21 protein-coding genes and 1 tRNA gene are annotated in these 26,032 nt (G+C 57.9%); 8 read left to right on the plus strand and 14 right to left on the minus strand.

What is annotated here, in order from left to right; translation table 11 throughout:
* Positions 1–33: 33 nt before the first annotated feature.
* The 3 genes from AVI_RS09635 to AVI_RS09645 are packed head-to-tail and all read right to left on the minus strand — an operon-like array spanning position 34 to position 3,778.
* Positions 34–2,325 (minus strand): xanthine dehydrogenase family protein molybdopterin-binding subunit, encoded by a 2,292-nt coding sequence (locus AVI_RS09635; protein WP_015916175.1) that lies wholly within the window; start codon positions 2,323–2,325, stop codon positions 34–36.
* Positions 2,322–3,305 (minus strand): FAD binding domain-containing protein, encoded by a 984-nt coding sequence (locus AVI_RS09640; RefSeq protein WP_015916176.1) that lies wholly within the window; start codon positions 3,303–3,305, stop codon positions 2,322–2,324. The genes AVI_RS09635 and AVI_RS09640 overlap by 4 nt, the downstream gene beginning before the upstream one ends.
* Complete coding sequence (locus tag AVI_RS09645) at positions 3,305–3,778, minus strand: (2Fe-2S)-binding protein (protein ID WP_015916177.1); 474 nt, start codon at positions 3,776–3,778, stop codon at positions 3,305–3,307. The genes AVI_RS09640 and AVI_RS09645 overlap by 1 nt, the downstream gene beginning before the upstream one ends.
* 329 nt (positions 3,779–4,107) lie before the next feature.
* Here AVI_RS09645 and AVI_RS09650 point away from each other — a divergent pair, with 329 nt between their 5' ends.
* Entirely contained in the window at positions 4,108–4,716 is a 609-nt protein-coding gene (locus tag AVI_RS09650) for a TetR/AcrR family transcriptional regulator (RefSeq protein ID WP_049777293.1), read from the plus strand.
* 6 nt (positions 4,717–4,722) lie between these two features.
* Here AVI_RS09650 and AVI_RS09655 read toward each other — a convergent pair whose 3' ends face one another.
* Positions 4,723–5,595: a DUF3313 domain-containing protein gene (locus AVI_RS09655; protein WP_015916179.1), complete on the minus strand. Its 873-nt coding sequence runs from the start codon at positions 5,593–5,595 to the stop codon at positions 4,723–4,725.
* Positions 5,596–5,879: 284 nt separating this feature from the next.
* A complete protein-coding gene (gene cckA / locus AVI_RS09660) occupies positions 5,880–8,498 on the minus strand; it encodes a cell cycle histidine kinase CckA (RefSeq protein WP_015916180.1) in 2,619 nt (872 codons plus the stop codon).
* A gap of 442 nt (positions 8,499–8,940) precedes the next feature.
* Here cckA and AVI_RS31400 point away from each other — a divergent pair, with 442 nt between their 5' ends.
* Complete coding sequence (locus tag AVI_RS31400) at positions 8,941–10,413, plus strand: flagellar biosynthetic protein FliO (RefSeq protein WP_015916181.1); 1,473 nt, start codon at positions 8,941–8,943, stop codon at positions 10,411–10,413.
* A gap of 422 nt (positions 10,414–10,835) precedes the next feature.
* Here AVI_RS31400 and dksA read toward each other — a convergent pair whose 3' ends face one another.
* Complete coding sequence (dksA, locus tag AVI_RS09670; RefSeq protein WP_041696655.1) at positions 10,836–11,255, minus strand: RNA polymerase-binding protein DksA; 420 nt, start codon at positions 11,253–11,255, stop codon at positions 10,836–10,838.
* A gap of 296 nt (positions 11,256–11,551) precedes the next feature.
* On the opposite strand from dksA, the gene AVI_RS09675 reads away from it, so the two are divergent.
* The 4 genes from AVI_RS09675 to AVI_RS09690 all read left to right on the plus strand — a co-directional run bounded on the left by AVI_RS09675 (position 11,552) and on the right by AVI_RS09690 (position 15,456).
* Positions 11,552–12,052 carry a SixA phosphatase family protein gene (locus AVI_RS09675; protein ID WP_015916183.1) on the plus strand — a complete coding sequence of 167 codons (501 nt, stop codon included), beginning with the start codon at positions 11,552–11,554 and terminating at the stop codon, positions 12,050–12,052.
* Positions 12,053–12,191: 139 nt separating this feature from the next.
* The gene (locus AVI_RS09680; RefSeq protein ID WP_015916184.1) at positions 12,192–13,661 is read left to right on the plus strand and encodes a YcjX family GTP-binding protein; all 1,470 of its coding nucleotides are present in this window, start codon (positions 12,192–12,194) and stop codon (positions 13,659–13,661) included.
* Positions 13,658–14,755, plus strand: coding sequence for a YcjF family protein (locus AVI_RS09685; protein ID WP_015916185.1), 1,098 nt, complete (start codon positions 13,658–13,660; stop codon positions 14,753–14,755). The genes AVI_RS09680 and AVI_RS09685 overlap by 4 nt, the downstream gene beginning before the upstream one ends.
* A gap of 152 nt (positions 14,756–14,907) precedes the next feature.
* A complete protein-coding gene (locus AVI_RS09690) occupies positions 14,908–15,456 on the plus strand; it encodes a hypothetical protein (RefSeq protein ID WP_015916186.1) in 549 nt (182 codons plus the stop codon).
* Positions 15,457–15,629: 173 nt separating this feature from the next.
* Here AVI_RS09690 and speB read toward each other — a convergent pair whose 3' ends face one another.
* Both speB and AVI_RS09700 read right to left on the minus strand, forming a co-directional pair.
* Positions 15,630–16,685: an agmatinase gene (speB, locus tag AVI_RS09695; protein ID WP_015916187.1), complete on the minus strand. Its 1,056-nt coding sequence runs from the start codon at positions 16,683–16,685 to the stop codon at positions 15,630–15,632.
* 25 nt (positions 16,686–16,710) lie between these two features.
* Complete coding sequence (locus AVI_RS09700; RefSeq protein ID WP_015916188.1) at positions 16,711–17,892, minus strand: aminotransferase; 1,182 nt, start codon at positions 17,890–17,892, stop codon at positions 16,711–16,713.
* A gap of 429 nt (positions 17,893–18,321) precedes the next feature.
* On the opposite strand from AVI_RS09700, the gene sthA reads away from it, so the two are divergent.
* The gene (gene sthA, locus AVI_RS09705; protein ID WP_015916189.1) at positions 18,322–19,746 is read left to right on the plus strand and encodes a Si-specific NAD(P)(+) transhydrogenase; all 1,425 of its coding nucleotides are present in this window, start codon (positions 18,322–18,324) and stop codon (positions 19,744–19,746) included.
* Between the two features lie 57 nt (positions 19,747–19,803).
* Here sthA and AVI_RS09710 read toward each other — a convergent pair whose 3' ends face one another.
* The 5 genes from AVI_RS09710 to AVI_RS09730 form a co-directional block, all read right to left on the minus strand.
* Entirely contained in the window at positions 19,804–20,556 is a 753-nt protein-coding gene (locus AVI_RS09710; protein WP_015916190.1) for an MBL fold metallo-hydrolase, read from the minus strand.
* Between the two features lie 178 nt (positions 20,557–20,734).
* Positions 20,735–22,216 (minus strand): trigger factor, encoded by a 1,482-nt coding sequence (gene tig / locus AVI_RS09715; RefSeq protein ID WP_015916191.1) that lies wholly within the window; start codon positions 22,214–22,216, stop codon positions 20,735–20,737.
* A gap of 383 nt (positions 22,217–22,599) precedes the next feature.
* Positions 22,600–22,684, minus strand: a tRNA-Leu gene (locus AVI_RS09720).
* A 133-nt stretch (positions 22,685–22,817) separates the two neighbouring features.
* Positions 22,818–23,399 carry a GDYXXLXY domain-containing protein gene (locus AVI_RS09725; protein ID WP_015916192.1) on the minus strand — a complete coding sequence of 194 codons (582 nt, stop codon included), beginning with the start codon at positions 23,397–23,399 and terminating at the stop codon, positions 22,818–22,820.
* Positions 23,396–24,505 (minus strand): DUF2157 domain-containing protein, encoded by a 1,110-nt coding sequence (locus AVI_RS09730; protein WP_049777177.1) that lies wholly within the window; start codon positions 24,503–24,505, stop codon positions 23,396–23,398. The genes AVI_RS09725 and AVI_RS09730 overlap by 4 nt, the downstream gene beginning before the upstream one ends.
* Positions 24,506–25,139: 634 nt before the next feature.
* Between AVI_RS09730 and AVI_RS09735 the strand changes: the two genes are divergently transcribed.
* Positions 25,140–25,289, plus strand: coding sequence for a DUF1127 domain-containing protein (locus AVI_RS09735; RefSeq protein ID WP_015916194.1), 150 nt, complete (start codon positions 25,140–25,142; stop codon positions 25,287–25,289).
* Between the two features lie 203 nt (positions 25,290–25,492).
* Here the strand turns inward: AVI_RS09735 and AVI_RS09740 are convergent, their stop codons facing one another.
* Complete coding sequence (locus tag AVI_RS09740) at positions 25,493–26,032, minus strand: MOSC domain-containing protein (protein ID WP_015916195.1); 540 nt, start codon at positions 26,030–26,032, stop codon at positions 25,493–25,495.

The following is a 26,032-nucleotide window of genomic DNA, read 5'->3' on the forward strand; positions in this document are numbered from 1 at the left end:
GGTAGCGCCGACGGTATTTACGGGAAGTCTTCCTCAGATGAGCTTTTCCAGAGTGATCGGCAGATCGCGGACACGCTTGCCGGTGGCATGGAAGACAGCATTGGCGATAGCGGGCGCGACACCGACAATCCCGACTTCGCCGACCCCTTTGCCGCCAAGCGCAGAGGCTTCATAGTCAGGTATGCCCACTGAAATCACCTGGATATCGGGAATGTCAGCATTGGTCGGCACGAGATAATCCGCCATATTATTGTTAACGACGCGCCCGTTGCGGCTGTCCACCAGCCCCTCCTCCAGCAAAGCCTGGCCGATGCCCATGATGATGCCGCCTCGCCACTGGCTTTCCACCATTTTCGGATTGTAAAGCCGTCCGCAATCGAAGGCGGAAACCATGCGCGAGACCCGGACCGTGCCGAAATCCTCATCGACCCGAACTTCGACGAAGTGAGCGCACCAGCTGTGCATGGACGTGTCGCCCATGGTCGGGCCTTGCACTCTTGCCATGCTGGTCCAGGCGCCCTTGTGGTCGGCGGCGCTTTGGGCATCATCGGGCAACGTATTGCGCCGCACTTCAATCTCATCGCGGTTCAGGGCTGTCATCAGCTCGGGTAGGGTGATCGAAGGCCCCTCGCCGCGTGACATGGCAATCCGGCCATCGCTCAATGTCAAAATATTGGCGCCGGTCTCGCGGAATGGCGAATTGGCGTCGTTAAGGGCTAGCGCCAGTATTTCGTCACGGGCGGCCAATGCTGCCTTGTGGACAGCGCCAGTGATCGACCCGGCCAACATCGACCCACCGGCAATAGCCGATCCCGGCAGCCTGGAATCGCCAAGCACAACGTCAATCTGCTCGACAGGCACGCCCAGCGCTTCGGAAGCGGTCTGGGCAAGGATTGTATAGGTACCCTGTCCCATGTCTATGGCGCCACTGACAACCTCAACCCGCCCGTTCGCCAGAATGCGGATCATCGCTTCGCTTGGCGCGCGGATGACTGGAAACGTGCCGCAGCCGATACCCCAGCCGATCAGTTGGCGTCCGTCGCGCATGGTCCGGGGTTGAGCACTGCGCCGTGACCAGCCGAAAGCCTCGGCACCCTGGGTGAGGGCCTCGCGCAATTGGCGCGTGGACCACGGCTTGCCCGATTGATAATCGCGGTCGGCATAGTTTTTCAGGCGTATTTCCAGGGGGTCCATACCGATGGCAGCGGCCAGTTCGTCCATGGCGCATTCAATGCCGAAGGCGCTGGGATTTTTGCCCGGCCCCCGCAAAGCGCCTGGTGTCACGGTATTAACCGGCACGACGCGATGCTCGGAACTGAAATTCTCCACCTTGTAAAGAATCGGTGTCGCAGCGCCGGTCTGCTCAGGATAGTCCATGTAGGTGGATGTCTCACTGGCACCGCGATGAAGGATTGCCTGTAAAATCCCGTCCTGGGTTGCGCCCAAGGCGATGGTTTGGCGCGTCGCGGCACGTCCGCCGTAACTGGTGAAATTCTGGGGCCGGGTGACGGCCAGTTTGACGGGACGGCGCAGCTTTTTCGCCGCTGCTGCTGCCACCGCGCCATAGGCCAGCGCTCCGCCCTTGGAACCGAAACCGCCACCAATAAACGGTGAGACGATACGGACATTCTCCAGCGGCAGGCCGAACCATTCAGCGTAGCTGCGTGCCATGCCGTGGGTCCATTGGCTCGGCTCCCAAAGCGTCAACCGGTCCTCGTCCCATTGGGCGGTCAGGCCATGGGGTTCCATAGCGACATGGTATTCGCGCGGGGTCCGATATTCAGCCTCGATGCGCACTGCGGACGCTGCCAGCGCCGCCTCGGCATCACCCCACGAAACATTCAGATTATCCATCAGCTTGCCTGAACCAGCATTTGGATCGTCTAGTCCATTGATTGCAGTGGATTCTTCATAGACTACACGAACCAGCTTGGCTGCTTCGGCTGCTTGTTCCCGGCTTTCGGCGATGACCGCTGCAATCAATTGACCATTGAAGGTTACTATATTCGACAAGGGATAATAGGGCTGGTTATCGGGCCGATTTCCGTACCAATCAGACGCAGTGATCAGACCGAGATCGTCCTGCGGCGTCAGCACCATCAATACGCCCGGTGCAGCGTTCGCTGCGGATGTATCAACAGACACCACCCGACCGGACGCGATCGTGCTCTGCACCAGCACCGCATGGGCAGGGTTTTCCACCGGATATTCCAGCGCATAGGTGGCAGCCCCAGTGATTTTTCTCTGTCCTTCGAACCGTGAAAGACGGCCACCGACCGCACCATCGGCGGCATCGCCGTGCTTGCGTGCTGTCACTATTGTCATGCGAGACCTCCCAGAGTGAGGATGGCGCGGGCGATAACGCGCGGCGCCAATTGGATCTTGTAGTGATTATCGCCCTGCGACACCGCGCCTTCCATCGAAAGCCGGCTGGCCTGCTCGACGGTTTGCGGCTCCAGCAGCTTGCCGATCAGCGCCTGTTCAACGGCGCGGACCCGCCAAGGCTTGCTGGCCACGCCACCAAGCGCAATGCGAATATCCCGGATCGTGCGGCCATCCTCTTCCAGCTCAAGGCCAACGGCAGCGCTGGCTGCGGCAAATTCATAGGACTGGCGGTCGCGGATCTTCAGATAGGTGGAATTTTCAGCCGCAGCAGATGCCGGAATGGTCATGGAGAGGATCATTTCCCCTGGCTTCAACAGGGTTTCGAGATGCGGGGTATCGCCATAGGGCAAAAAGAAATCGTCGATAGCGATCTGCCGCTCACCCAAATCCACTGAGGCATCAAAGGCGGTCAGCGCCACGGCAAGATCGCCGGGGTAGCTGGCAATGCAGAGATCGCTGGTACCCAATACCGCATGGTTGCGGGTCACGCCGCCGATGGCTGAACAGCCGGAACCCGGTGCGCGCTTGTTGCAGGCTGCAAATGTGCCTGGATCACGAAAGTAGGAACAGCGGGTGCGTTGCATGAGATTGCCACCAACCGTCGCCATGTTGCGCAGTTGGGGCGACGCCGCCAGAGACAGCGATTGCGCAACAGCTGGATAGCGCGTCTTTATGGCAGGGTGATCGGCCACGGTGGACATTCTGGCCAAGGTGCCAATGGTGGCTCCAGTTTCGTTCACGGTAATGGTGCCAAGTCCGGCCAGATGGCTTATATCGAGGACATTATCCGGCTCCGCAACACCGGATTTGGCAAGGTCAAGCAAGCTCGTACCACCGGCCAGCAGCGCTGTTTCTGCTTGGTGCGTTGCTTCACGCGCCGCTTGTATGGACGATGCTCGACTATAGGAAAAGCTCTTCATCATGCAGCCTCCGCCGCGTCACGCACCGCCGCCATGATGCTGTTATAGGCCCCGCATCGACAGAGGTTTCCAGACATATATTCGCGGATTTCCGCATCCGATCCAGCATGCCCCTCATGGATGCACGCCACAGCCGACATGATCTGGCCGGGTGTACAATAACCGCATTGAAAGGCATCCTGTTCCAGAAAAGCTGTTTGAACCGGATGCAATTCGCCATTTGGCGATGCAATGCCTTCTATCGTGGTGATCGCATGGCCTTCCGCTTGTGCTGCCAGCATCATGCAGGACAGGACCCGCTTGCCATCGACATGGCAGGTGCAGGCGCCGCACTGACCCTGGTCGCAGCCCTTCTTGGTGCCGGTCAAAGACAAATGCTCGCGAAGCGCGTCAAGCAAGGTCACGCGCGGTTCAACGTCACATTCGTGAACCGCGCCGTTGATGGTCAGACTGATATGAAGTGTTCCTGACATGATAAGCTCCGTGCTGTCGCTTAAAAGAGTGAATAGGCACCATGCGTTTGCTTAAACGCATTGCGCTTGCCGTCTCGGACGAAAAATTTCAAAGGCGATTGTGGACAGCCTTGGCTGTCAGAAATGATGCCGACTTGAAGGACGGGAGATGCGCACTATTTTTAACATGACATCCTCCCCTCTTCTGGACTATGACTTGGAAGGCCCCACTAACCGGAGGAGCCTCCGTTTAAACTAGAGGTTTGTCGTCTCTCGTCAAGCCCCAATTGTCCCGGAGCAGAATTTTGGCATCGGCTGCCTCGAACACATCTTCGCCGAAGGCACCCAAAATGCGTGCGGATGCCCAGCGAAACCGGGAGAAATTGGTCGAGGTGGCAGCCCTCGCCTTTGCCGAAAAAGGCGTTGAAACCTCGCTTGAGGATATCGCCCGGCAGGCAGGTGTCGGCATCGGCACGCTGTACCGCCATTTTCAGACGCGCGAACATCTCGTTGAGGCGGTTTACCGGCGCGAATTGTCAAGCCTGGCAGAAGCAGCGACGGAGCTTGCAACCACGCTGCCCGCCGATATGGCGCTGGAGGAATGGATGCGGCGTTTTGTGGGCTATATCGCCACCAAACGTGGCATGGCCAATAGTTTGAAAATTCTTATGAATTCCAATTCCAGCCTGTTTGCGGAGGGGTCTGGCCTAATCCGCGATGCGGTAGCCCGGCTGATGACAAAGGCGCAGGAACAGCAGCTTATCCGCGACGATATTGGCGAGGCTGACCTGCTGCACGCTTTGTCCAGTATCTATTCCATGCCCGACACCCCGGAATGGCGCGACCGTTCACATCGGCTGATCGGATTGCTGATGGATGGATTGCGCCATAAAGGCCATCCAAAAGCTGACGGCGTGGACCGAAACCTGGAAACTGAAAACAGCTTCCAGGATCGATAGTATGCGTTACTGCCTGCCGGCTTTGTCCGACCAGGATGGCGGCGCGCCGACCATGGTTCCAACCATTCCGCCAATGCCCGGTGCGCGGCCGAAGGCTTCGCAGGCGGCATTCTTGGGTGCTCCGCCCAGTCCCGATTTCAACTTTTGCCCTGATGGCAAGGATAGGTTGATGCCGGAAGGTTTCTGGCCTTTTTGCAGCATCTGCGAAAACTGGCCGGCAAAGGCTGAGGCCAGACCATAGGCATCGCCGACTTCGGAAACGCGGGGACCGTTGGTTATCGAGTTTGCACCCCTGGACCAGACGATTGCCGCGACTTGTGTTCCCTGCGGGGTAAGCGCTTCGGCTTCCACGGCAAGGCCGCCAAGACCGATCGGAAGACGGGGAATACCGACCGGCAGGACGGCGGATGTTCCAAGCGTTGTCACCTTGGAAACACCAGCGGCAACCTTGCCGGTCGGAACAATGTCGGTAATCTCCGCTTGCACGGTCAAATCGGCTGGTTCTCCGGGGCGAACCACAAGAAACCTGTCGCTGAGATCAATGCACAATGCCCGATCCAGCGCGTTGGAAACCAGCCGGTCGCTGCCTGGTTCATGGAGCTTCGCGCGCGCCTGCGGCGATAACTTCGTCGGTGAAATGGCGATTGAGCGGGCCGTCAAAAGGCTCCGTTCATCCAGAAACACCCGCGATTTGCTGAGCTTGCCCTCGACCGGGCCCAGCTTGTCATAGGACTTGAGCGAGCCCGATTGCGTCAATGGAACTGATCCGCAGCCGGAAAGACCGAGAGCCACTGCCAAAGGAAAAACCACTGAAAAGCCCAGGCGACTTGCAGGTTTAGCCTCGCGACGGGCAAGGGCGCAGGCAAGCATATATGTCATAAAATAACGACCTTTTCTTCAAGCCTTGGCACCATATGTCGTGATCGATTCGCAAATCCAAAAAAGATGTCGAAGCCAAGGTCAATGGCCCCTTCTATAGAAATCGATTCAAGGCAATTTCGCGGTGTTCTATGTGGCAAGCACGAATATAATTATCATGAATAAATGTTTTCAATTAAAGCAACAGAGTCACACCAAATATGCCGTTCAACTCTCGATCCGCGCACAATCACGCGCCCCATCGAGCGCGTGATTGATCTTCCTATTTTCAATCTACAGTCAGTTCAGGCATCCAGCATTTCGCGAACGGCGATGGCCAATTGCTTGAGGGAGAAGGGCTTCGGCAGGAATCCGAACTTGGCATCCGCAGGCAGGTTTCGCGCAAATGCATCCTCGGCATAGCCAGAAACGAAGATGAATTTCATATCCGGATAGGTCTTGCGCAATTCCTTCAACAGCGACGGGCCATCCATTTCCGGCATCACCACGTCGGAAACGACAATATCGACCTTGCCTTCCAGTTCCTCCATGATTTCCAGCGCCTCGACGCCGGAACAGGCCTCGTGGACCGTATAGCCCCTGGTTTCCAGCATGCGCTTGCCGCCGCGCCGCACGGCGTCCTCGTCCTCTACCAGCAGAACCACGGCGGATTTGCCTGTCAGGTCGTCTGGCTCCTTGGAGTTTTCGGATTCGGACGCAGCCAGAACCCGGCCATTGCCCTGCTGGGCTTGCGCGCCAGGTGCAAGGGTCGCATCGATCACCACTGGCTCGACAATATGGCGCGGCAGGAAAATCCGGAATGTCGTGCCTTCGCCAACCTCCGATTCCAGATAGATATAGCCGCCGGACTGTTTGACGATGCCATAAACCATGGCAAGTCCCAGCCCGGTCCCTTTGCCGACATCCTTGGTGGTAAAGAAGGGCTCGAAGATCTTGTCGAGGATCTCAGGCGCGATGCCGGTGCCCCTGTCGGCCACTTCGATCAGCACGAAATCCTCATGCGGCAGGCCGCGGTGATTATAGGCGGCCGCTTCGACACCGGTGACATTGCGGGTGCTGATGGTGATATTGCCGCCTTGCGGCATGGCATCGCGGGCATTGACGCAGAGATTGATCAGCACCTGTTCGAATTGAGAAAGATCCGCCTTGACCGGCCAAAGATCACGTCCGTAATCCACATGCAGCTTGACATTGGTGCCTGAGATCAGCCGGTCGACCAACATGCGCAGGTCACCGATCACATCGGTCAGGTTCAGCACCGTCGGGCGCATGGTCTGTTTGCGCGAAAAGGCCAGCAACTGCCGGACCAGAACGGCGGCGCGATTGGCATTGCGCTTGATTTCCATCAGATCGGCAAAACTCGAATCCGAAGGTCGCGCCTGAAGCAGCAGATGGTCGGAAGACAAAAGAATGGCGGTCAGAACATTGTTGAAGTCATGGGCGATGCCCCCGGCCAGCGTGCCGACAGCATTCATCTTCTGCGTCTGGGCCATCTGGGTTTCCAGCGCCTTCTGGTCCGTGACGTCAACCGCGTAAACGATGGCCGCCTCTTCCGGCGCCTCGTCACTCTGGTCGATGACCGCGTTCACGTAGAACCGGAAATGACGCATGTCATCCAGCGGATGGCGCGAATCAATTGGTGCAATGTCCACCTGCCGGTCGCGCGCCTGCGACAGCGCCTCGGCGAATACCGGACGCTCATTATCATGCAGGACGGCATCCAGCCGGATCTTGCGGTCGATATCATCACGGGAAACGACATCGGAAAAGAATTTCAGGAACGGCGCATTGGTGCGTAGGATGCGCCCCTGCCCGTCCACCGAGGCAATTGCCATCGGCGTATTGTTGAAAAACCGGGTAAAGCGCATGGAGGCCGAGGAATCCGAACGGTCACCAGCAATGACTTCCTGACGGGCCAGCACGATCGTCCGGCTCTCCCCCGGCGCGCCATCGCGGGCCGAGCGAACCCTATGGACAAGGCGAGCCGGAAAACTGCGGCCATCAGCCCGGCGCAGGTCGAGATCGAGAGTCGCGGTCTTCGACAGGCCTGGTTCGGCCTGTACCGACTGGATCAGCGCCATGCCCTCGCCCGCAACCAGGTCCTTAAGGTAGATGGCGCCTGGCGAAAATTGCGTGAGATCAATGCCGAGCCATTCCGACAGGGTGGCATTGAGATAGAAGATCTCGCCCTTGCGGCCAGCCGAAAAGAAGCCAGCTGGCGCATGATCGAGGTAATCGATCGCGTTCTGTAATTCCTTGAAAAACCGCTCTTGGTCGTCACGGTCGGCCGTAATGTCGGCAATCTGCCAGATCTGAAGGCCTTTATGCGGCCCCTTTTCCACCAGACGGCGAGCCCGCAACCGGTACCAATGCGCGCCGGAACCATTGTCTGAAAACGGTCCGAGCGGCTTCAGCAGCCGAAACTCCTCCTGCCCGTCCCGGTCCTCGCGCAAGCCGTTGATCAGCCGGTAAAGTGCTTCACCAGCCTCGCGATGGCGCGACAACAGCGCTTCCAGCGTCTGTACGTCTGTTGCCCTGCGTACGCCGGTCATCCGGCCATAGGCGGCATTGGCATAGATAATGTGCCCACGCGGATCGGTGACCAGCGTTCCCTCACTCTGGCTGTCGAGGAAGGCGCGGCCAAGACCGTCGGACGGAGTCTGCGGCATGACTTCGATAAACCCGATAATCGCCGAGACCAGAAAGAAAATGCCAACAATGGCCAGGACGCCGAGCACCCCCAGCACGATCTGGTTATCCAGCGAGTTTTTGAAGACCACGAAGGCGGCGGCGGCAGCCAGCAGAACAAAGGCCAGGATGACGATGCGAAACGCGGCCCCGCTACTCGGCCTGCGATCCACCAGCGGGCCTACGCTTTCGTCTGTCTGCTGCTGGTTTGTCATTCGGTCCTCATCTCGGCGTTCATTTGCCTTGTTATCCGGCGCCTTGTCACCCGGCACCTTATCCATCCGGTGCTTTGTCAGCCGGCAGCATTGCCACCACGATAGCTGGTCTCGCACGGCCTGTCCCGTCGCCATTGCCGGGAATCACGGTTAGCAACATCTTTACCAACTTGAATGGGCAGCAAAAAGCACAGCAAGGCCACCATTGCCGACCATTCACAGCCAATCCCACACTCTGATGCGCAATCAGGTGCAGATCTTCGGCACCTTACCCCTTCACTTCGTGGGCAATCGCAATAAATAGGCAGGGAATAAATGCCGGAGCTTGCTTGGCCATGGTGCGATGCGCCATATAGAGCCCATATAGCTTTGCCTCGTTTTTCAAAGGCAAAGTCGAAAATTGCGTAGAATGACCACCGATACTCGGACGGAGACAGCCACCATGATGGACGATATTCTCAACGCCTATGGCAGCCGCTTCCTGATTGCCGCTGGCGGGGTGTTTCTCGCCCTCGCCGTGCTGGTCGTGATATTGTGGATCCTGAAAAACCGCGCTCCATCGCCCTTCGTGCGTGGTGGGCGCAATCGCCAACCACGCTTGCAGGTGCTGGATGCCGCCGCCGTGGATGCGCGTCGCCGGCTGGTGCTGATTCGCCGCGACAATATCGAGCATCTCATCCTGATCGGCGGCCCAACCGATATCGTGGTCGAAAGCGGCATTGGTGAACCCAAGGCCTATCTGGCTGGGGAACTTGCCGCCAACGAGGCACTTGTCAGGAATCAGGAGCTCCTCAAGGCTCAGGAATTGGCAGAACTGGCCTCACGCCAAGTCAAGGACACCGAACAGAAGACGCAAGCCGCGTTGCAGACACCCCCATCACGGCTGGAAGCCCAACCGACCCGACAAGATCCGCGTCCGCAGCCAGTCTCTGCACCGCCTCAGAAACCAGTTGCGAGACCGATTACCACGGCTCAGTCTCAGGAGACCGTATCCACTGCCGCCCAAGCAATGCCCGCACCGCCTGCCCCACAGCCCCTTGGGCAAAAACCGATGCAGGCCCCCGCTGCGCTAAAGCCCAAACCTGAAGACACTATTCAGCACCCACAGAGCGTCGAACGCCCGCCGCAACCGGCGGCACCCCAGATTCCACCACAGCAGGCTCAACCAATAAAGGCTCCAGTCACTCAAACCCAGGCGGTAGCGCAGGCCGAGAACCGACAAGCGGCCCCCGAACCTTTGACTGCGGCGATTGCCCCGGAAATTCCGATGGCGTCCAATGTCAGAGCCGAGCCGCGCGCAACAGAGACCATCACCGCACAGCCGGTCACCGCTGTTTCGTCGCCACCACCGTCAGCGGCGCCGGTTGTCAACCCGCCATTGAGCGCTGGTCGCAACGAGGCACCGGCTGAAACTGCACCGGACGTTGAGCCCCCCATGATGGCGAGTAAGCCCGCCGACGTGTCGATGCCGGTTTCCGAGCCTCGGGTTGCGCCCGCGACGACATCCCCACAGGAGGCCAGCCTGTTGCTGGATGCTGCGCGCGAACGGGTATTGAAAGCACGGGTCGAACCTTTTTCCGCAGATCGCTACAAGAGCCCGACCCCGCCCGACGAGATCGACCTGTCACCTGGACCTGCTGCTGAGAAAACCCCGCAGGAAGATTCCGGGCCCGACCTCGACACTCTGAAAAGTGAATTTGAAAAGATCCTCGACGGCGAAATTCTGACCCAGCCAGCGGCGCGTCCAAAACCAACCGTTGAACCACCGGTTGCCCGCGCAGTTGCGCCTATCAGAACGCCGCCCGGCGCCAATCCGCAAGCCACCGTGACATCCGACCCCGCACCGAAGGAAGGCAATTTGCAGGACGAAATCGCCCGGATTTTCGGTGAAATGGGCGCTCCGCGCAAGAATTAGAGTTCGCCTTACGAAAGGTGAAACCAGATTTTTCAGAAAGATAACCGCATCAAGGATAGTTGGCCACTTACACCCTCTAAAGAGGGGGCTAACGTCTACATGAATTAATACGCATAATATCCTAGGGGCATTTCATACATAATAGACTCCGCTGCCATGTGCCTCAACAGGCCACGGTGGCGGACAGGCTCATGCAAAAGGATTTTGCATCGACTGACGATGATCTGGAAAATCTCCAACAGGCTACCAAAACGGAAGACGCTGTTCTAACAAAAAGCCGCATAGGCGGGCATTCCATGTCTCAGAGCCACGTCTACCGGCTACGGTACGCTTGCGCTTAGTCATGATTTTCTGCACAGAAGCCGCACGCAAAATCACTGCGTGCCTTTGCCTCTCTGAACGCTGGGGTGACTATTTGACGTCTATTCGTCGCGATAGACTTTTTCGCGTCGCTCGTGGCGTTCCTGCGCCTCGATTGACAGGGTCGCGATCGGGCGGGCGTCGAGGCGCTTCAAGCCGATTGGCTCGCCGGTTTCCTCGCAATAGCCGTAGGTGCCATCGTCGATCCGTTGCAATGCAGCATCGATCTTGGAGATCAGCTTGCGCTGCCGGTCACGCGCCCGAAGCTCGATTGCGCGGTCGGTTTCCGAAGATGCCCGGTCTGCCAGGTCAGGGTGATTGGCACTCTCTTCCGCGAGATGGCCGAGGGTTTCCCTTGCCTCACGCAGGATGTCGTTTTTCCAAGCGATCAACTTGGCGCGAAAATAAGCTCGCTGGTTCGCGTTCATGAACTCGTCGTCATCCGAGAGCACATAGTCGCTAAGATTGATCTTCTCACTCAACGCGATTCTCCTGAAGAACATCTCAATGGCGGACGTATATACTTTGAAAAGGTCGCATTCAAGCCTTACTCAAGGCTTTCCTTGATTTTTAAATCTGTTACAAAAATCAGCTAAAGGACTATTTTTTCATCGTTTTTCCTTCGTGTGGCTTATTTGTCGCAGAACCCCTTGACAAAGGTTTACACCCAGCGTCTCCAGCCGGGTCACTTACCTCTTCCAGACCCTACAACCCATCCTGTTGACGCCGCATGAACTGGCGGGATAGGTAAGGCTTCGATCCAACGGACACCATCTGCATGACCGTCACCGTCTCCAAACCTTTCCGGGTCTATCTCATGCGGCATGCCGCCGCCGATTGGCCTGGGGCCGGGCAAAAGGATTTCGACAGACCCTTGAGCAATACGGGTTACGCCCATGCCGAGATGATAACTAGCATGGCTGCCGACAAAGGTTACCGCCCCGATCTGGTGATCTGTTCGACGGCTGTCAGATGCCGTCAGACGGCGGATGCCGTGCGCCGCAGCATGTGCGCAGAGGATGTGGAAATCCGCTATGTCGATGCGCTTTATAATGGCGGTGCCGAGACCTATCTGGAAATCCTACGTTCCTCTTCCCAACAGGGGTCGATCATGCTGATCGGCCACAATCCGGCAATCGAGGAATGTCTACATGTGCTGATCGGCGAACAGGCTTTGGCCAGCACCATTCCGCAGGGCTACCCGGCGGGCGGACTGGCGATTATCGACGCAGCAGACACCCCAAGCCGTTGGCAATTGGCGGACTTTCTTCAGGCCTGAGGGTCGGCTACAAAAAGCGGATGGGGCAAAGGCGCACATAGCAGGGGCGCAAGCGATCATGACGCAGCGGTATTAGGCCCAAGCCTTCAATCTGCTGGCCGGCACCCTATATGCAGGCAAACAACAGGACCATTGCCCAGTGCCGCCATCCATGACCAGTTTTACCGACGAGACCCGCATCGCGCTCGACAATCTTGCCGACCGGGCCTCGAACCTGCTGTATCCAACGATCCGCCTCGGGGTCACGGGCCTGTCGCGGGCCGGCAAAACCGTCTTCATCTCCTCACTGGTCCATAATCTGCTGAATGGTGGCCGCCTGCCCTTGTTCGAGCCGCTGCAATCAGGCCGGATTTCCCGCGTCACATTGGAGCCGCAGCCGGATGACGCCGTACCGCGCTTTCAATATGAAGACCATATTCGCGCCCTGGTCCGCGATCGGGTCTGGCCGGGCTCTACCCGGGCCATTTCAGAACTGCGGCTGGTGGTGGAATACCAGAGCGCCAGCAGCTGGGGCCGGATATTTTCCTCCGGTAAACTGGCCATCGACATCGTCGATTATCCCGGCGAGTGGCTGCTGGATCTGCCGCTTCTCGCTCAGGATTATGAGACCTTCAGCCGCAACACCGTGGAGCTGGCCCAGACCGGCATCCGCAAGGAATTGTCGGCGCGTTGGCTGGGATTGGCAAGCCGGGTCGATCCAGATGCACCCGCCGACGAAACCACAGCCCGCCAATTGGCGGAAGCCTTTGCCGACTATCTGAAAGCCTGCAAGGCCGACGAGCGGTCGCTTTCGACGCTGCCGCCTGGCCGATTCCTGATGCCGGGCGATCTCGATGGATCGCCAGCGCTGACCTTTGCGCCCCTGGCGTTGAAGCCAGACACCAAAATCATCCGAGGTTCGCTGCGTGCCATGATGGAGCGCCGCTACGAATCCTATAAAAGCGTGGTGGTTAAACCGTTCTTCCGTGAACATTTTGCCCGTCTCGACCGCCAGATCGTTCTGGTTGACGCGCTTCAGGCCATCAATCGCGGGCCGGAAGCGGTGCAGGACCTGGAGCGGGCGCTGGCCGATGTGCTGACCTGCTTTCGCCCCGGCAGTTCCAGTTGGCTGCGGGGCCTGCTTGGACGACGGATCGACAAGGTTCTGGTGGCCGCCACCAAGGCCGACCATCTGCACCATGAAAGCCATGAGCAATTGCAGGCCGTCACCAGGCGGCTGGTTGATGGGGCCATCACCTCTATCGGCATGGCGGGCGCGGGCATCGAGGTGGTTGCCATGGCCTCGGTGCGGGCAACGCGGGAAGCAACCGTCAAGCAGGATGGCCATTTGCTGCCCGTCGTGGTCGGCACGCCCATGCAGGGCGAAACCATCGGCGATGAGCGATTCGATGGCAACCGCAAGACAGCGGTCTTTCCTGGCGACCTGCCGGATAATATCGAAAGCCTGTTTCAAACGCCAAAATCCGGAAAAGACACCGGGCCGGATCTCAACATAATCCGGTTTCGCCCGCCGGAGCTGGACGAAACAGGCGGCGGCATCAAGCTGTCTATTCCGCATATAAGGCTCGACCGCGCCCTGCAATTTCTCCTGGGAGACCGTTTGGCATGAGCAAGGCACCAGAAGATCAACGCCCGATGCCACGCCGGCCTGCGGCCTTTTCGCTAGAGGAACCGTCTTCCTCCCCTGCCCGTCCGCCTTTTGCCGAGGCACAGGAGCCGCAAAGACGCGCGCCGAAAAGCTTCGACGCCAATGTGACGATCACGCCCGATGCTGAAGACCCGTTCCTGGCAGGCTTGAGCGAAGACGAGGCCATCTTGCCAATTGCAAGACCCGCCAAGCGCCGCTTCTCCTTCGGCAAGCTCGCCGGTGCAGCATTCGGCGCGCTTGCCTCCTTCGCCATTGGTCTCTGGATTGATGACCTGATCCGCGATCTTTTCACCCGCGCCGATTGGCTTGGTTATACCGCGTTGACCTTGCTCGGCATCGGCCTTCTGGCTCTGACCGTGGTGGTGATCCGGGAACTGGCGGGTATTTACCGGCTGAATGCCGTGCAGGCCATCAAACAGCGCGCCAGTGCACTTTCCTTGCAGGGTACGGCCAGCGAAGCGCGCAAACTGGTCAAGGACGTCGAGGATCTGACCCAGCACCGGGCGGAAACCGCCCGGGGTAGGAGTGTGCTGAAAGCCGCCGAAAACGACATTATCGATGCACCGCATCTGATTGCCTTGGCCGAGCGGGAATTGCTGGCGCCTCTGGATGCCAAGGCCCGCAGCCTGATTATCAACGCCTCAAAGCGGGTGTCTGTGGTCACAGCTGTCAGCCCGCGCGCCCTTGTGGACCTTGCCTATGTGCTGTTTGAAGTGGTGCGCCTGGTGCGCGCCATGGCGGAACTTTACGGTGGCCGCCCCGGCTCCATCGGCATGTTGCGGCTCTTGCGCGATGTCTTCGCCCATCTGGCCGTGACCGGCTCGATTGCCATTGGCGATGGCCTTGCTCAGCAAGTTCTGGGCCATGGCCTTGCCTCCCGGCTGTCAGCAAGGCTTGGTGAAGGGGTGATCAACGGGTTGATGACGGCGAGAATCGGTATTGCCGCCATGGACCTCTGCCGACCCCTGGAGTTCAAAGCGTTAAGACGTCCAGGCATTGGAGACTTTATGCCAGCGCTGAAACCGGCCATCAATCCCGACAGCAAGGCCTTGTAAAAATTACAAATTCCGCGAAATACCCTTCAAGAGATCTCGTGTGGGCTAAAGAGTGGAAACCGCATTGAGACGATGGCGACTAAGGAAATATTAACCATCCTTGCACTATAAATCAGCCAACAAGTGTTCGTCGATTACGCCAAGGAAAGCCGATGCCGCACCGTTTCTCTTTGCTACTCGGCAGTTTTGCCGTTGCCTGCGCCATTGCCCTTCCGGCAGGCGTTGCTGATGCAGCCCAGAAGGATCGCCAGTTCTTCGAATCCGTTTCCGGCGTCTGGAGCGGACCGGGCGAAATCGTCGCTGGAAAGTACAAGGGTACAAAATTCAACTGCAATCTGACGGGTGAGCCTGTCGAAGGTGCAGAGGCTGGCATCAAGCTGGGCGGGACGTGCCGGGTCGGCGTGTTTTCCCAACCGATGAATGCCGTGATTTCAATGAAGGGCGGCGCCTATAGCGGCCAATTCCTCGACGGTGCCGAAGGCAAAGGCCTCGACATTATCTCCGGCCAGGTGAATGGCGATAAGGTGGTCATGGGCATTAACCGCGCCAAACTGAACGGTGCCATGGTCGCCAGCATCGAAGACGAAAAGGCCATGAACGTCACCATTTCAGTCAAGGTCGAAGACCGGATGATCCCGGTCATTGGTTTGCGGCTCAATCGCCAGGTTGACCAGTTGGCCGTCGGCTCGATCAAGAAATAAACCGGCCTTCCATGGCGGCAACAGTTTCCAGACCCGGCATTGAAAGATTGCCGGGTTTTTATTTATGGAATAAATAGACCTCCACCTTCGGGGGAGTTTTAGTTCCTTCATAAAAAGGCGTGGGAGACCTAATCACCCTGCCCCGCCTTTACCTTTACCACGTCTTGAAATGCCTATTCCTTGCCAATGGACGGACTGAAAACCATCAGGCTGAGGATTTCGAACAGCACCTGCGCCCCCGCCTGCGCCGTATTTGTGGTGCTGTCATATTGCGGCGCGACTTCCACAACATCGCCACCGACAAGGTTGACACCTTTCAGACCGCGCAGCAGTTCCAGCACCTCGCGCGTGGTCAAGCCGCCGACCTCGGGCGTGCCAGTTCCTGGCGCAAAGGCCGGATCGAGACTGTCGATATCAAAAGACAGATAGGTCGGACCATCCCCGACCACCTGCAAAGCCTTGGCGATCACCGCTGGAATGCCAAGCGCTGAAATCTCTTCGGCATGAATAACTGTCATGCCGCTTTCATAGCTGAATTCCCAAAGATATTCCGCCGGTCCACGAATACCGATCTGCACCGTGCGCGACGGGTCCAATACACCATCCAGCACCGCATTTCGAAATGGGCCGCCATGGTGAAACTTGGTCTGATCAAACAGGCCGCTGGTATCGCAATGGGCATCGATATGAATAAGCCCGACCGGTCGGTCTTTCCCGACGGCCTTCAGGATCGGATGCGTAATTGAGTGATCGCCGCCGACGCTAAGCGGCACCACTCCTTGTGTCACCATCTGACCGATACGTTGTTCAATATCGACATGGCTCTGTTCCAATCTATAGCGGCTGGCAAACGGCACATCACCGACATCAGCCACCTTCAATTCATGGACAGGCGCGCAATCCAGCACATGGTTATACGGCCCGATCCGCTCGATGGTGCGCAAGGCACGCGGCCCGAAGCGGGAACCAGGGCGGTTGGTGACGCCCAGATCCATCGGCACGCCGATAATGCCCACGTCCAAACCGCCAAAATCCGGATTGTCCGCCTCGACCTGCCGATAGGGCGCCGAGAGAAACGTCGGAATGCCGGAATAAGGAGCAAGCCTTGTTCCCTTACTGTCAAAAATCTTTTCAGCCACCCGCTTGAAGCGGGGATCAAACACTTCCCCGCCGGTTTCGCCGCCATATTTACGTCGCAGCGCGTCGAGCTTTTCATTGTCGAAGGCCATAATCGTCACCTTTTCCAGACAGGGTTCAACCAGCCAACGTAAATGTCCTCAACCGGTCCGGCAATGTCTCGATGGTCGGGCAATCGACATTGGCGAAGGCAAGCCGCAGATACCCCTCCTGCCGCGACCCGAAAAATCCGCCGGGAACCGCCAGAATGCCCGCTCGCCGCGCCAGTTGTTCGGCGACATCGATGGAGGCGGCCTGTCCGAACGGATGGCGAGCAAAGGCGAAATAAGCGCCGATCGATGCCAAATGCCATTGCGGCACAAGGTCGAAGGCCCGGCGCAGCGCCACGGTACGCCGGGCGATCTCGGCGGCGTTTTCCGCCCGCCAGCCATCCAGAACCGGCAAAGCCTTGGCAAGCGCGATCTGGGCAGCACGCGGCGCGCAGATCTGCAAATTATCCATAATCTTGGCGATTTGCTCCACCACAGGTCCGCCAGCGCAAATCGCCGCCAGACGATGACCGGGGATGGCGAAGGATTTCGAAAAACTGTAAATCTGGATCAGACCCTCCGGCCAATCCGGCTGCGAAAACAGCTCATGCGGCCTGCCGAATTCAGGATTGAGAAAATCGCGGTAGGTTTCATCGACAATCAGCCAGACGCCATGGGCGCGGCAGAGCCGGTAGAGATCGGCGAGCAGTTCTTTCGGATAGACCGCACCGGTCGGATTGTTGGGCGTTACCAACGCCAGCGCCTTGATGCCGCTTTTCACCACCTGTTCCGCCCGGTCAAGATCCGGCAGGAAACCGTTGTCGCTGTCGCAGGGCAAGGCGACTGTTTCGATGCCCAGCATGGCGAGCGTCGTATCGTGGTTGAAATAGAAGGGATCGGTCAGCGCGATCCTTTCGCCCGCCCCCGCCAGTGCCATGGCAGCACAGATGAAGGCCTGATTTGCACCAGCGGTAATGTGAATCTGCTCCGGCGTGAAAGCTGCACCATAAAGCTCGGACAGATGCGTGCAATAAGCCCGCCTGAGAACCAGTTCACCTTCGATTGCCCCATAACCGCAGGCTTCGGCAGACCCCGCCGCTTGTGCGAGCCAGGCCAGCAGATCGGCATGCGGCGGATGGCCCGGTGCGGCCTGCGACAGATCGATCAACGGTCCCGCTGCTGCGTCATAAGCCCGTCCCCAACCGAAAACCGAGGGAATGGGCGGCGTCGCGAGCCGGGCGACGCGCGGATTAAAGGAGGCAAGAGACATGAGCAGATCCATATTGGCGGGAGGAACACCAAATATATAGGCTGTCCCGACCGGGTGGCGCAATCACTGAGCCACTACAATGCCGTGTTGCCCTATATGGCGCACAAAGGTTCGCTGTAGCTCTCTATGTTTGCTGGATATTCTTCCACAGCAGCCCGCGAAAATCGCCATCTGCTCGACATATCAAGCTGATAGCACCATTTCCGGATTCGTTTTATGAACAGCCGTTCCTTTCGCGGATGTCCCTCGTGCCGTATGAGCCCCTCAAAGACCCACTTTTTTCAGGGGATTTTTTGTGTGCAGTGCAATGCGGGATAACCAAACAGTTAGAATGCTCTGCTACATTGTCGTCATTGGCATACGCAATTGCGTTGCGAGACAAGCCAGGCAACGGTCAAGGCAGGCCGGTAGCAAACAGGAAGAACGGATATGTACCAGTATGATCTCGTGGTAATCGGCAGCGGTCCCGCAGGACGCCGGGCTGCCATTCAGGCCGCCAAGCTTTCCAAGAAGGTCCTGGTCATCGAGCGCGGCGGTCATGTCGGCGGGGTCTCTGTCCATACCGGCACCATCCCTTCCAAAACGCTGCGTGAAACCGCTCTCAACCTGACCGGCTGGCGCGAGCGCGGATTTTATGGCCGCTCCTACCGCGTCAAGCAGGAAATCAGCGCCGATGACCTTCGCCGCCGCCTACTGATCACCCTCGACCATGAAGTCGATGTGCTGGAACACCAGTTTTCCCGCAACCGGGTGCAGCAATTGCGCGGTCACGCGATCTTCCTTGATGCTCACACGCTTGAGGTCACCAAGGAAGACGGCGAAGTGCAGCGCGTCAGCGCCAATGCAATCCTGCTGGCAGTCGGCACCCGGCCGCACCGGCCTGCGCACATCGCCTTCGATGGCGTCAGCATTCTCGACAGCGACGACATCGTTCATATCAAGGACGTGCCCCGTTCCATGGTGGTGATCGGCGCGGGCGTTATCGGCATCGAATATGCGACGATCTTCAGCGCTCTGGATACCCAGGTGACGGTGGTCGAGCCGCGCGACAGCATGCTGGATTTCATTGACAAGGAAATCGTCGAGGACTTTTCCTACCAGCTCCGTGACCGCAACATGAAGCTGATCTTCGGACAATCGGCGGAAAAGGTCGAAAAAGAAGATGGCAAATGTCGGGTGACGCTGAAGAATGGCCGGGTGCTGACCTCCGAAATGGTGCTGTTTGCCGCAGGCCGAGTCGGCGCCACCGATACGCTGAACCTTGCAGCCTGCGGGCTGGAAGCTGATAACCGTGGCCGGTTGAAGGTCAATCCGGAGACGTTCCAGACCGATGTCCCCAATATCTATGCGGCCGGTGACGTGGTTGGTTTTCCGAGTCTGGCCTCCACATCGATGGAACAGGGCCGTATTGCCGCCCGCCATGCCGTTGGCGCCCCTTCCGGCGAACCGCCACAATATTTCCCCTATGGGATTTATGCCGTGCCCGAGATTTCCACCTGTGGACTGACCGAGGAAGAGGTCAAGCAACGCGCCATTCCCTATGAATGCGGCATTGCCCATTTCCGCGAGACCTCACGCGGCCATATCATGGGCCTCGATAGCGGCATGTTGAAAATGATCTTCTCGCTGAAAACCCGCCGCCTGCTCGGCGTTCATATCGTTGGCGAAGGCGCAACCGAACTGGTCCATATCGGCCAGGCCGTGCTGAACCTGAAGGGAACAGTGGAATATTTCGTCGAAAACACCTTCAATTACCCGACGCTGGCAGAGGCCTATAAAATCGCCGGACTGGACGCCTGGAACCGGATGGGAGAACTGAAGGTCGAAAAAACCGTGAAAAATGCGGCGCAATAGGCTCGAAAACCTGGCATTCGCCCGAGCTAAACCGCTGCGCACTTTTGCGGGAATAATCTAGAAAACCAGGCTGGCGCCATCAGCGGGAATGTAGAGCCTTGCTCTCACCTCTGGCACTTGCCTCTGTGCGGCGGCGGCAAGATCGGAGCGACTGACGGTGGCGTGGTCGACGGCGTCGAGATGAGTAGCTATGACCATGGCTTGGGGCGCAAGGTGCAAGACCTCCATCACCATGGCGGCATCCATTACCAGCGGCCCACAACCGTTCCATTCCGCACCGCAGGCGTGAACGACGATCACATCCGGGCGGTGATCAACAAGCACCTGCCGCACCGCATCGCACAGAATGGTGTCGCCAGCCCAGTAAAGCACCGGTTCAGCGGCGGCACGCAGCAGGAAGCCACTGACGTCTCCCATATCCGCCAGCACCTCAGGCGGCCCATGTTGGCCATATGTCGTTTCCAGACGCACGTCGCCAAGCTGTGTGGCACTTTCAATCCCGATCACCCGCGAGAAGCCCATGGCACGGATCGCCGCCACATCGCGTGGGTGGCAGAATAATGAGATGTCAGGTGGCAATAGCTGTTTGGCAACATCGTCGAAATGATCGGAGTGAAGATGCGAAACCAGCACCGCGTCAATGCCGTGAATCACCTGCTCGACCGGGATTGGCAGATCGACCAGTGGCGAGGCCAAGGCCCCGCGATAGCTTCGGCCCTGCCCCTTTGCCGCCAGCCAAGGGTCAATCAGCAGCGTTAGCCCGGCCATCTTTAACCGCAGCGTGGCACTGCGGATCAATTCTATCTCCATGCCGCTCTCCAACACCCACGGATTTTTCTACAGCCTTCTATCAAAGACAATTGATTCTCTGGAAGCACCACCCCTGTCCCATCAAGCCCCACCCTACCTTTCAGAACAGCGCTCATCAGCATAAAAAAAACCGCCCCGAAAGGCGGTTTTATCATTACCGAAGTCGTAGAAGGGTCGCTTATTCAGCGTCGCCTTCGTCAGCAGCCTTCTTCTTCGCGGCTGCCTTCTTCTTTGGAGCGGCTTCTTCGCCTTCAGCGGAAGCGTCTTCAGCCTTGGCAGCCTTCTTCTTGGCCGACTTCTTGGCAGGCTTGGTGTCGTCGCCGTCTTCGTCTTCAGCCAGCAGTTCTTCCTTGGTCACGGTCTTGTCCGTAACATTGACCTCGGAGATCAGCTTGTCCATGACCTTTTCTTCAAAGATCGGAGCACGCAGCGAGGCGGAGGCGCCGGGCGTGTTACGGAAGAAGTCGATGATCTGCTTTTCCTGACCTGGGAACTGCTGCAACTGAGCGTAAAGCGCACGCTGCATTTCTTCCTCGGTCACATCGATAGCGGCCTTTTCACCGATTTCGGACAGAACCAAGCCGAGACGAACGCGACGTTCGGCAAGCGCACGATATTCTTCGCGGGCTGCGTCTTCGGTGGTCTCTTCATCTTCGAAGGTCTTGCCGGACTGTTGCAGATCGGTGTTGATCTGGCGCCAGATATTGTCGAATTCGGCATCAACCAGACGCGAAGGCGCTTCGAACTTGTACATCTCGTCCAACTGATCAAGGATCTGACGCTTGATCTTCTGGCGGGTCACATTGCCGTACTGGCTTTCGATCTGGCCGCGAACGATTTCCTTCAGCTTATCGACCGATTCCAGGCCGAGTTTGGTGGCCAGCTCGTCATTGATCTCGGTTTCAGCAGGAGCCGCAACTTCCTTGACAGTGATGTCAAAGGTGGCGTCCTTGCCAGCCAGATTTGCAGCCGGATATTCGGTCGGGAAGGTCACGTTGATGACCTTTTCGTCGCCAGCCTTCAGGCCAACCAGCTGCTCTTCAAAGCCGGGGATGAAGCGGTTGGAGCCGATGACCAGCTCTGCATCTTCGTCCTTGCCACCGTCGAAGGGAACGCCATCGACCTTGCCAAGGTAATCCATGGTGACGCGGTCGCCATCAGCAGCAACACCGTCCTTGGTGGCGAAGGTCCGCGCGCTTTCGGCGATCTTCATGATCTGTTCGTTGACTTCGTCTTCCGACACTTCAACGACTTCGCGGACGATCTTGATGCCGTCGACCGGCTTCAATTCGATAGCGGGAATGACTTCATAGGCAAGCGTGAATTCGAAATCGGCCTGCGCATTGAGGATCTTGTCGGCTTCCGCCTCGTCCTCGGTCATCGCCACTTCCGGCTGGGTCGCGGACTTTTCACCACGTTCAGACAGGATTGCGGACGGGCGGTCGCGAACGATTTCATTGACCAGTTCGGCCATAACCGACTTGCCATACATCTTCTTCAGGTGACCTGCCGGTACCTTGCCCGGACGGAAACCGTTGATGCGAACCTTGTCCTTAACGTCGGCAAGGCGCTCATTCATCTGCGCTTCCATGTCAGCGGCCGGAATGATGACCTTGAGTTCGCGCTTCAGCCCTTCAGCGAGCGTTTCGATAACCTGCATGTTCTAACCTTCGTGTCGTGGCAGCCATGCTCGGACAGCCATGTGTTTCGTTGGCGCCCGTGCCCGGACAGCCGGTTCTTATCGTCTCGGCTGCGAGGCAGCCGGTGGTTTTCCACAGTGCCGTGCGTTTGATAAAACGCACAAGGGACGCTGTAACACTTTAAATTCGCTGCATAATTCCTTGAGCCAATCCGGTTCAAGGAATTATGCAGCCAGCACGCCCTCCGCTGATCCAGAGGCGGCTGTGTGGCAAACATTTAGCATCTTGCCAGGCAAAGCAGCTCCACAGGCCACGCGTGCAGGCCTCATCACACAGACCCTAACATACAAACAATGGGCCGGAATGCACGCATTCCCGCCCTCTGCCTTGCTGCCTTACGTTCTGGTGCGGGTAGAGAGACTTGAACTCCCACGCCTTGCGGCACCAGAACCTAAATCTGGCGTGTCTACCAATTTCACCATACCCGCGATCCATCAGAACGTCATGCACTTTGCATGACCCCGCCGGAGCGCGGTCTCTATAACACCCGTTTTTCAACACGCAAAGGAAAAATGACAGTGACATGTCCTCACCGTGAAATCACATCCCGACAGGCATCGGTCAAAAATCCGGTTCCCGATAAACCGGCTGGCCCGCAACGAACAATTGCCGGATCTGCGCCCGTCCCGCATGAGACACCCGTATGGCGATTGAAACCGCACCTTGATTACGCTGTGCCTCGATATCGCGGCCCTCGCCTTCAGGGACATAGAATCGCTCGATCCCGTAATGGACGGTCAAACTGTCTCCGGGCGCCAGAGGCGATGGAAAGGACAGCGGTTCGCTTAACAGCACGACGCTTCCCGGCTTTGCCGGCAGATCGGCGACCGACGCCTCTTCGACCGTGGCAAAGCCATCGGCCTGCGGCACGACACGGACATGCAGACGCACATCCTGTCGGCTTGATGGACGAGGACCGATGATCTTCTCTTCAGGAATGCGGGAAATCGGATAATTCAGCACGACAAAATCGCCGCGCAGCAGATCGCGCGGATCGACCGCCTCGGTCCGCAGCAGGACCTCCTGGCCGTTGCGCAAAATATTGGCCCGCTCGCCAATCTGGTAGCCGATCGCCGCCGTTTGCAGGGCAGCCAGAAGAATCGCCGCGGAAACCAGACGAAAAATATGATTGCGCTGCATCATGACCGCTCCCGTCCTTCAACCGCCATCGGACGCTTGCGCGTACCCAGCAGCTTTTCCATCTGGCTGACGCCGAGGGCCAGCAAAGCGACAATCACACCGGCGATCAGGAAAAAGCCCGATGTCCCCAACAGAGAATCAATTGTTGTGAAGGACAGATAGAGGATCTCGCCTGCGAAAATCAGATAAGCCAGCGCCCTCACGACACCGTCGTGACGCCCACGAAGCACAAGGGCCGCAATGGAGATACCAACCGCAGTGACGGCCACCAGCGCCAGTGGCAAACCGTGATCAAACTCAATATTGAGGATGAAAAGACCCATTGCCGCCAGCAGCAAGGCATGAAAACCGGCAATCTGCACGGACATATACCGGGCGAGCAGCGGCAAGGCTGACGCTGCGAATGCGGCCACCCCTAAAGCCACATAGGCCATGGCAAGGCCTGGCTGCATGATCTGCGCATAGATCCAGGCAAGCCAGCCAAGAATCAGCAGGCCGGATATATGCTGAACCCGGATGTTTCCGGTGAAAAGTGCCAAGCCTGTAACGAGCACAGCCAAAAGGGGCGGTGTCCAAACTGCCTCCAGCGTCCAGGAGAAATCAAACTGGTCAAGGGTTGCAGCCGCCAAGCCCAGCGCCAGAACACCAACGAAAGCCGCCATCGCACCGGAGCGAAACAATAGGCAGGACAGGCTTGCCATACCGATCCACAGATAAAGCAGATCGAGAAGGTCACCCGACAGGTGATACAGCTGCCCAACCAGCGACAGTGCTGCGCCGAAACTGGCTGCTCCCAGCACCAGAAGGGCATGACCCGACGCCTGCCGCCCTTGAGCGAGGCAGAAGGCAGCGCCGCCATGAAAGCCCCAGATCAGCAGAATCAGGCTAGACACCTTCACCAGGCGCGGAATGGCCTGCCAATTGGCCGCCACAAGCAGCAGGATGGCGGCAGAGACCAGCACTGCCGACAGCATGAGCAAAACGCCGCCGATATTGAAATTGCCCGCCCGGCCATCATGATCCTCGATCATCGCCTCGGCGGCCTGTTTGCTGATCAGGCCCATGCCGGTCCAGCGATCAAGATCTTTCTTCAGTTTCGCCCGATACATCATAGCTCCGTCCGTCGCGGCAGTCCTCTATATAGGCGCCTTTTCAACAATGTCGAAAACCCGATTTCAGCGTCGCAGCAGCGAGAACTATCAGGTTGGCATGGGTATTCAGCCAGCGATAATTACCACATGCGCGAAATGCATAGCTCACATGACAATATCGCACTGCACAAAACCCATAAAAACGATTAGATAAATACCAACAGCAGACGAGAACATCAGTGTTTACGGATGCGAGCAGCGAAAGCTGCAATTCAGTTTCGGCGCCGCATACTCCTCCTCCCAATGCGCGCCGAACGGGCTGACAACCCTCCTCCTCCCAGTTGTCGCCCATTTCAAATGACGCCCGCCGGATCTCCTCCCCCGGTGGGCGTTATTGTTTTCAGCCTCTTCTCCTCCACCGTTCATGAACGACTGAAACCGCTCAAACGCAGATTTTCAGCAGCGGGACCATTGTGAGCCGAATTTGCTCGAGAAATAGACAGTTCTTAACAAATCATTGAGGCGCCATGCAATCACAGCATAGGTGCTCCGCTGGAATGGCACTTCATAAGTTATGCCGCAGCGCATATATTCTCCTCAACACATGAAGGGCTGGCCGATTTGCCAGCGAACGCTGAAAAGAGGCAAGACCATGAACATCACTCGCTCGCTGAACAACTGGCGCAAATATCGTCAGACCATTACTGAACTTGGCCGCATGTCGGACCGCGAATTGCACGACCTCGGCATTGGCCGCGACGACATCCGTCGCGTTGCCCGCCACGCCGTCAAGGCTGGCTGATCTACCGGTCAAGTGATCGCTTGAATTTACATTTAAAGCGTCGAACATTCCCTTCAGGGTGTTCGGCGCTTTATTGTTTTATAATGCTGAGAGACATGATCTTCCGTCGCGAGGAAAACCTGGATCGATAAGCACAAGAACGACCGTGCCGCAAAAAGCGGCTTTCTTCCCCATAAGAGCCGTAACGCGGGTTGGTGGCGAATTTAGACCGGCAACAGAGGCCGATGCGGAGCGCCGGGTTGCTCGACACGGATACTATCACCCGGACGCACCACGCCACCTTCAATGACAATTGCCATGACGCCTGCCTTGCGGATCAGGCTACCGTCCGAGGCTCGGTCCAGCACCGCCTGCATCAAGCCCGGCTGAAAATTATTGATCTGTTTGCAGGGATTGCGAAGACCCGTCACCTCGACCACCGCACCTGAGCTAAAATGCAGGCGGGTTCCTTGCGGCAGCGCAAGAAGATCGACTCCAACTGTGGTGATGTTCTCGCCAAGATCTCCCGGCTGCACCGAAAAACCCTTATCTCCAAGCTCTCCTAGCAATTCAGCGTGAATAAGATGAACCTGGCGCAGGTTCGGCTGGCTCGGATCGGCGGCAACGCGAGAGCGATGCTGGACCGTGACGCCGAGATGAGCGTCGCCTTCCACACCCAATCCCGCCAGAAGCACGATCTCATCTCGCCCCTGCTTACTGAACAGGTGATCTTTGGAAAGGCTGACTGCCTCAACCCTCATCAT

Origin of the sequence: Allorhizobium ampelinum S4, assembly GCF_000016285.1 — a bacterium.
GTDB classification, from domain to species: Bacteria; Pseudomonadota; Alphaproteobacteria; order Rhizobiales; family Rhizobiaceae; genus Allorhizobium; species Allorhizobium ampelinum.